Source organism: Bradyrhizobium sp. 25ACV, assembly GCF_054863005.1.
On record NZ_JAVAYO010000158.1, the window covers coordinates 1 to 252 of the forward strand.

General features: G+C 55.6%; 1 pseudogene. It reads right to left on the minus strand.

What is annotated here, in order from left to right:
* A pseudogene (locus RAD04_RS38975) lies at positions 1-252 on the minus strand (endopeptidase La); the annotation flags it as partial.

Genomic DNA, 252 nt, shown 5'->3' on the forward strand with positions numbered 1-252 from the left:
TGACGCCGGCGTCATTTTCGCCAAGCGCTTGAGCTCGCGCTCGCATTCTTTCTTGGCTTCCGCCGGCATCCCGGACTCCTCGACTTTTTTGCGCAGTTCGTCGATTTCCTGCGTCGAATCGTCCGATTCGCCCAGTTCCTTCTGAATCGCCTTCATCTGCTCGCGCAGCAGATATTCACGCTGGTTCTGGCTAACCTGCTCCTGTACTTGCTCGTGAATTTTCGAACGCAGCTCGAGAACTTCCAGCTCCTT